At 55.1% G+C, this 546-nt stretch carries 1 protein-coding gene; it reads right to left on the reverse strand.

Annotated elements, in window-relative coordinates; genetic code table 11:
- Positions 1–280: 280 nt before the first annotated feature.
- A partial coding sequence (locus AB0T83_RS20315) for a hypothetical protein (RefSeq protein WP_366195010.1) occupies positions 281–546 on the reverse strand: 266 nt, incomplete at its 5' end.

Here is a 546-nt window from a genome sequence, read left to right on the forward strand (position 1 = left end):
ATGGCGCTCGCCCCGCGAGTTCATCAGGGCCAAAACCGAAACCGCTTAGGTGTCCGGTGAAACGGGGGCTGGATCAGCGGAGACCTCAGATATCGCAGCCCTGGCTGACTTTGCGGTCTGCAATGCGCTTGCGGTTAGCCAATGAATTCCGGCCATCGTTGCGGCGACCGTTGGGTTTGTAGCGGGTCCGCGATCGTCGAACCAGTGATGGTCTGAGCCGTCGAGGGACACTTTAACTTTGCGCATACACGAAATCACTCTGTAAGCCGAATTATGTAACCTAATCTCCGTTGCGCACCCCGAAAATGTAGCCTGCCATTGCGCCGATTAGGGTCGCCGGTAGTTCGCCAGGAACACTTTCGTTGGTTGAAAGCATGAGTATGGAGGGAAGTAGAACAACCAGGCCAAGCGCCTGCATGTTCATACGCCCAATTCCCTTGCTCTTGATCTGTTCGCCAACTACCGAAAGACTGACCCGCACCGGGTTTGCCGGAGGCTCCAACTCCTGAGTAGGATGGAGCATCATGACAAAGACAACGAACAAGT

This window comes from Meridianimarinicoccus marinus (assembly GCF_040689105.1).
Taxonomy (GTDB): Bacteria; Pseudomonadota; Alphaproteobacteria; order Rhodobacterales; family Rhodobacteraceae; genus Meridianimarinicoccus; species Meridianimarinicoccus marinus.